At 42.8% G+C, this 6,037-nt stretch carries 8 protein-coding genes; 4 read left to right on the top strand and 4 right to left on the bottom strand.

Going from position 1 to position 6,037, the window contains the following annotated elements; translation table 11 throughout:
- Window positions 1-169 precede the first annotated feature (169 nt).
- The 4 genes from SD31_RS19375 to nagA all read right to left on the bottom strand — a co-directional run bounded on the left by SD31_RS19375 (window position 170) and on the right by nagA (window position 2,977).
- Window positions 170-640 (bottom strand): hypothetical protein, encoded by a 471-nt coding sequence (locus SD31_RS19375; protein ID WP_231561570.1) that lies wholly within the window; start codon window positions 638-640, stop codon window positions 170-172.
- Window positions 591-797, bottom strand: coding sequence for a hypothetical protein (locus SD31_RS20300; protein WP_262506630.1), 207 nt, complete (start codon window positions 795-797; stop codon window positions 591-593). The genes SD31_RS19375 and SD31_RS20300 overlap by 50 nt, the downstream gene beginning before the upstream one ends.
- Before the next feature lie 4 nt (window positions 798-801).
- Window positions 802-1,815, bottom strand: a complete 1,014-nt coding sequence (locus SD31_RS12390) for a glycoside hydrolase family 10 protein (protein ID WP_262506628.1) — start codon at window positions 1,813-1,815, stop codon at window positions 802-804.
- Window positions 1,816-1,885: 70 nt separating this feature from the next.
- A complete protein-coding gene (gene nagA / locus SD31_RS12385) occupies window positions 1,886-2,977 on the bottom strand; it encodes an N-acetylglucosamine-6-phosphate deacetylase (protein WP_262506629.1) in 1,092 nt (363 codons plus the stop codon).
- Between the two features lie 182 nt (window positions 2,978-3,159).
- Between nagA and SD31_RS12380 the strand changes: the two genes are divergently transcribed.
- From SD31_RS12380 to SD31_RS12365, 4 genes are all read left to right on the top strand, one after another.
- Complete coding sequence (locus SD31_RS12380; RefSeq protein ID WP_039054369.1) at window positions 3,160-3,546, top strand: RidA family protein; 387 nt, start codon at window positions 3,160-3,162, stop codon at window positions 3,544-3,546.
- A gap of 168 nt (window positions 3,547-3,714) precedes the next feature.
- The gene (locus tag SD31_RS17570) at window positions 3,715-3,891 is read left to right on the top strand and encodes a hypothetical protein (RefSeq protein WP_197053695.1); all 177 of its coding nucleotides are present in this window, start codon (window positions 3,715-3,717) and stop codon (window positions 3,889-3,891) included.
- Between the two features lie 121 nt (window positions 3,892-4,012).
- Complete coding sequence (locus SD31_RS12375) at window positions 4,013-4,687, top strand: hypothetical protein (RefSeq protein WP_052259031.1); 675 nt, start codon at window positions 4,013-4,015, stop codon at window positions 4,685-4,687.
- Between the two features lie 167 nt (window positions 4,688-4,854).
- Window positions 4,855-6,012, top strand: coding sequence for a DEAD/DEAH box helicase (locus SD31_RS12365; RefSeq protein ID WP_316929874.1), 1,158 nt, complete (start codon window positions 4,855-4,857; stop codon window positions 6,010-6,012).
- The last annotated feature ends 25 nt before the right edge of the window (window positions 6,013-6,037 follow it).

Below are 6,037 nucleotides of genomic sequence, written 5' to 3'. Positions count from 1 at the left end.
GTTTTTCATATTTTTTTTAAAAAAATTGAAAAAACAACGCATAAGTAATTCTAATTTATGATGCATTACCACAATACCAGTAGAGAATGTAAAAACTGAAAGGTTTTTGTCTATAAATAAAAAGGCCGAAACAATTGTTCCGGCCTTCTATTTATTAATATTTTTATTATTAATTCAGCTTTGCGTCGTAGTCACTCTCATTGCCCAACCTATCCACCGCCTTTACGGCTACCGCATTCAGCTTTTCTCCATCTTTGTATAGGGCAAGTTCTCTTGCTGTAATATTACTATCCAAAATTTCTATTTGCCACTCCTTTCCGTAACGGTAGTATAATACATAATGCCGGATTTGGTCGGGCTGCTTGTGCAACCATTTTGCATGCGCATTATTTCCCTCTACAGTCAATAATAAGGTAGGGCTGAGCAGCGGATTTGCCGGCAACCACGGAGAGCGAGGTACCAAAGCTTTTTTCTTATATGGTCCTTGAACTAGTGAAGAAAGCATCTCCGGGCTTTTGGTCAATCCTGCAATACTCCAATGTACCTGCCCAGGGCTGTTAGGCACAATCTCACGCGTTGCGGTAATCTGATTAAGAATCTCTGTAGGTCTGTGTGCCGCTTTCACTGCTACGGTATTCAACCCAGGCCACAGATGTCTCTTGTATCGTATTTTCGGACTCCCACCATTTAAGTAGAGAGACGAAACTTTGTTGTGGTGGCTCGATAGGCCAATAAAGCTGTGGTGTGAAATAGTCTACCCACCCTTCATTAAGCCATAACTTAGCATCTGCATACAGCTCGTCATACTGCGAACGACCCCGTAACCCCCGCAGGATAGCCCGGCTTCCAAATACCGAAAGGGCTAAGACCGAATTTCACGAAAGGCTTTTCTGCTTTAATTTCTTTGTAAATACGCTCGATAAAGATATTGACATTGTGTCTTCTCCAGTCTGCACGGCTTAAGGTACCACCATTGTCTTTATAGCTTTTCCATGTCTTGTGATCCGGGAAATCGCCACCATTGTAGCTCGCATATGGATAAAAATAATCATCGAAATGTACGCCATCGATATCGTAGCGTTTCACGATGTCATTTACTACACGAGAGGCATGATCTTGCGTCCTAGGGTCGGCAGGATCAAACCAGTACATTCCATTTTTAAGGCGTACGACGTAGTCTGCCGCTTTCTTAGCCATGGATTTTTCTGTCACCTCTCCTCCGTTGGTATGATGAGCACGGTAAGGATTCAGCCAAACATGCAGCTCCAACCCTCTTTTGTGTGCTTCTTCTACCCAAAAGGCCAAAGGATCGTAATACGGCTCTGGCCGCTTGCCGATCTCTCCGGTCAAAAAGTAAGACCAAGGTTCGTAAGAGCTTTCATACAAAGCATCTGCCGACGGCCTTACCTGAAATATCACCGCATTGAAATTATGATTTTTCAACAGATCCAAAAGAGCTATGGCTTCCTGCTTTTGCTGCTCCGTTGTCAAGTTACGCTTTGACGGCCAGTTAATATTGGCAACTGTAGCCACCCATGCCGCACGAAATTCACGCGGAACGACAGGCAAATCCAGTCTTATCTTCTCCTTTTTAACTTCGGCAGTGGCTTTTGAAGTAGCTGTATTAACTGCCGTGTCCTTCTTTGTATTTTCCAGAGGAACTGCAGGAACGCTAACTTCTGTAGGCTGTGTAGCTGAAACTTCAGTCGTCACCGCAGAGGTCGTCGGATTAGGTTTCGGTTTACTTGATTTACAGGACATAGACAAAGCCAACAATAAGCTCGCTGCCCAAACGGATATAACTTGTATTTTCATAGGTTACAAAACTAAGGTATATACTTTTATTTTCTCCAAGATAAATGCTAAATATACCGGAATATACTTATTACCTTATCTTTTCCCCCATAAAATAAACAGATTCCACCTCAAATGTAGAAGAGAACACTAAAACGTTAGCCACAGTTCCTTCCGCAAGGCGACCTATATCTTTACGTCCAATTAGATCTGCGGGATAGAGAGTGGCCATGCGCAACGCTTCATCAAGCGCTATGCCTACCCTACTGACACAGTTTTCCACGGCTTTAAGCAGGGTAAGGGCAGACCCGGAAAGCGTACCATCAGGCAACACATAATGATCACCATTAAGCACGTGTTTATAAATTCCTTTATTGCATGAGGCCACCGCATCTGTTATCAAAAAAAGCCGCTCCCGCAGCAGCAGCTTGCTAAGCTTTACCGCCTCAAAATCCACATGTATACCGTCCACAATGATGGAAGCGCATACTGAAGGATGTAGAAAAGTGGCCCCCGGAACCCCTACGTTACGGTGATGCAAAGGAGACATCGCATTCCATAGGTGCGTCACCGCTCTAACTCCTGTATCGAAGGCAGCCATTGCCTCTTCCCGTGTAGCATTAGAATGCCCGGCACTCAACAGAACGCCACGCTCTAGGAGAAAACGAACACAAGCCTCACTTACATTCTCCGGCGCAATAGTCATCATCTTCACAGCATCACCATGCTCAGCAAAAAGTTCTTCCAAGACAGACACTTGGGGCTCAACGATAAGCTCCTGAGGATGGGCGCCCCGCTTAGCCGCATTAAGGAAAGGTCCTTCCAGATGCAGCCCCATAGCTACCTTCGGCGCAGCTTCCTCAAAAACAGCCATAGCTCTCCTAAACACTTCCAACGTATTTGTTGCCAAAGTAAGATAAAAAGAGGTGCATCCTTGTTCTAACAAATGACATTCTATTTTATGTAATGAGTCTACCGTAAGCTCCGCGGAAAACAGCTCCTCTCCACTGCCATAAATCTGAAGATCTATAAGCCCGGGACAGATATGACTTCCTCCTACATCTGCCTGCTCGTAGCCATCCGGTATATCAGAAATATCCACAATACCCCGAATGGTAGGGCCGGAAATCAACAAGGCTTTATCACGAAAAATGTCATATTCAGAATAAATAATACCATTGATCAGCGCTATTGTTCCTTTTCATTATTCAGTTATATTTAAAACGTACCTTGTAATTGCCATAAAGGCATTGTAACTTAGTCTTCCGGACAACAACTTCTAATAATCGCCCGTTGTCCGCCTAACAACCTTCCTCGAGGTCTTTTAATCTTGGAAATTATAAATATTTATACACAAAAAGAGATATGTCACAGAAAATAATTATCAACACCTCAAAGGCGCCAGCAGCCATAGGCCCTTACAATCAAGCGGTAAAAGCCGACAAAACGTTATATGTTTCCGGTCAGATTCCTTTAATCCCCGAAACCATGGAATTGGTGACTTCAGGAATCGAAGATGAAACCCACCAAGTATTCAAAAATATCCAAGCTATTCTCGAAGAAGCAGGATACGGTTTGGAAGATGTCGTCAAAGCTTCAATCTTCCTAAGTGACATGGATTATTTTGGCAAAGTAAACGAAATCTATGCGCAATACTTTACCGCTAATCAACCGGCACGCGAATGTGTGGCTGTAAAAACCCTTCCAAAAAACGTAAATATCGAAATTTCCGTCATTGCCTGGAAAGCTTAACAAATGACAACCTTAAATTTCCAATAGCGGTGTCTTCCAAAGAAGATACCGCTATTGTTTTTAGCCCTCGAAAAATTTTCAAAAAATTTCGTTTTCCCCGGTAACAAAACTTTCAGCCTGTTGATATAATGGTAAATCAGATGGTTGAACATATTAAAATCAAATATTATGAAAACGAAATTTAACTGTACTCTTATCGCATTAGCTCTTAGTGCTACAATATCATTGTTCTCTTGTAAGAACGAAACAGAGGTCATATCTCAATTGGCAAACCCGTCATCGATAGGATTTAACCATATCCGACAAAAAGCTTTAGAAGATATCTCCATCAAAAAAGGAATTTAAAGCGGAAGAAGGTTTAGAATTTACAACAGATAAAGGAACTAAAATCAAAGTCCCTGCAAACTGTCTGCTCGACAATAACAATACTCTTGTAACAGGAGAGGTTACGCTCTCTTTTGTCGAGATGTATGATCGAGGCAATATGGTTATCACCAACAAACCTTTAATGGGCAAAAATGAAAATGGGGACTTGCTGCCTTTAATTACTGGAGGTCAATTCAATATCGAAGTATACAAAAACAATCAAAAACTTAGAGCTGGATGTCCTTTCTATGTAAATATTCCTGCCGGCTTAACCGGAGGGTTGGATAGTGACATGAAACTTTGGTTCGGAAACATCGACGAAGAAGGTGACTTGACATGGGAGGAAGTTACAGGTGAAGGAAACCAAGGTAAGCGTGCTGGCATAACCCCAAATTCGGACTATGCGACTTACGACATCTGGTCTAATGAATTTGGATGGACCAACGTGGATAGATTTGCCGGAGAGCCTGATCCTAAAGCTCAGATAAAGGTTACCGTACCTGCCGCCTATAACCACACCAATTCTGCCGTTTACCTTTCTTACGAAAACGAACGAAACTTACTGGCTAGGTTAGACATTTACGATTCACAAGAACATTTCTTCACTGAACATTATGGCTTCTTGCCTGTCGGAAAAAATGTACATATCATTTTCACTTCCGAAAGCAATGGATCTATAGTCTACGCCATCAAAAAAAGTCACCATAGCACCAAATGCTATCTTCAACATCAGCGAAAACGAATTAGCGCTTACCTCAAAAGAAAACTTGATTAACCAGATTAATAATCTAAACTAAATTCCCTAATGTACTCACTGAGTTGGTACGGGCCATTCCTTCAGGAATGGCCTTTTTAGCTTGTACTAATACGAAACTATTTGCAGCAGCTGTAAGCTTTATGCTGCGAAGCACATCTATTTTTTGTAAATTAGCTGCAAGAGAGATGGCTGATATTTCGTTAATAACTCCTATAGAATACCTCAAAGGTGTAGGGCCTCAGAAGGCCGATGTACTCAAAAAAGAGTTACAGATATTCACTATTGGAGATTTATTGCAATACTATCCGTTTCGTTATATAGACCGCACCAAATTCTATAAAATACGGCAGCTACATCCCGATCTTGTGGGCGCCCAAGTATTGGGACGTCTTGTTCAACTACAAGAAGCCGGTGAGAAGAAATCTAAACGCCTTGTAGGCCTCTTCAGAGACGAAACAGGAACCATGGAGCTGGTGTGGTTTCAAAGTATAAGCTGGCTTAAGAAAAGCCTTAAGGTAGGAGCAGCATACATCATCTACGGCAAACCCTCCCTATTCAACGGACAGATCTCCATGTCTCATCCCGAAATGGAGCTCTTTAACGCTCAGGAAAAGAAGCTGGGCAACCTGACTATGCAGCCTGTATATTCTTCTACCGAAAAGCTGAAAAAATTCAATCTCGACACCAAAGGGATACAACGTCTACAGCAGACTGCTCTAGAGTCCGTATATTCTTCACTGCAGGAAACACTGCCCGCCTATCTGGTTGAGAAGTACAACCTGATGCCGTATCCTAAGGCCATGCTATCCATACATTTTCCGCAGAATACGGAGGAGCTTAATGGAGCTCTCAAACGCTTGAAGTTTGAAGAACTTTTCTTCATACAGCTGAAGCTTCTTCGTAACAAGCAGCTCAACACCCAAAAGTTTAAAGGACACCGCTTTGATAAGGTCGGCGAGAAGTTCAACACCTTCTACCAAACACGCCTTCCTTTTCCTCTGACCAGTGCACAAAAACGAGTAATCAAGGAAATAAGACACGACACCAATACGGGAGCACAGATGAACCGCCTCGTGCAGGGAGATGTCGGTTCCGGCAAAACTGTCGTCGCCTTGATGAGTATGCTGCTGGCCGTAGACAATGGCTATCAGGCCTGCATGATGGCACCGACTGAAATTCTTGCTACCCAGCATTATAACGGCCTCAAAGAACTCTTGGGTAATGATATCTGCAACATCAAACTGTTGACCGGGTCTACCTCCGCCAAAGAACGCCGTATCATACACCAAGAGACTGGAAGACGGAACCTTAGATATTCTAATAGGAACACACGCCCTCATTGAAGATAAGGTCAAATTCAAAAATATA

This window comes from Sphingobacterium sp. T2 (assembly GCF_000814685.1).
Classification (GTDB): Bacteria; Bacteroidota; Bacteroidia; order Sphingobacteriales; family Sphingobacteriaceae; genus Sphingobacterium; species Sphingobacterium thermophilum.
Note: the sequence above shows the minus strand (reverse complement) of the source record. Positions and strands in the feature narration are given on the sequence as shown.

Coding starts and splice junctions, on each gene's coding strand:
- SD31_RS17570 (WP_197053695.1), top strand. CDS start 3,715: ATGAAAACGAAATTTAACTGTACTCTTATCGCATTAGCTCTTAGTGCT.
- SD31_RS12380 (WP_039054369.1), top strand. CDS start 3,160: ATGTCACAGAAAATAATTATCAACACCTCAAAGGCGCCAGCAGCCATA.
- SD31_RS12365 (WP_316929874.1), top strand. CDS start 4,855: ATGGCTGATATTTCGTTAATAACTCCTATAGAATACCTCAAAGGTGTA.
- SD31_RS12375 (WP_052259031.1), top strand. CDS start 4,013: ATGTATGATCGAGGCAATATGGTTATCACCAACAAACCTTTAATGGGC.
- SD31_RS12390 (WP_262506628.1), bottom strand. CDS start 1,815: ATGAAAATACAAGTTATATCCGTTTGGGCAGCGAGCTTATTGTTGGCT.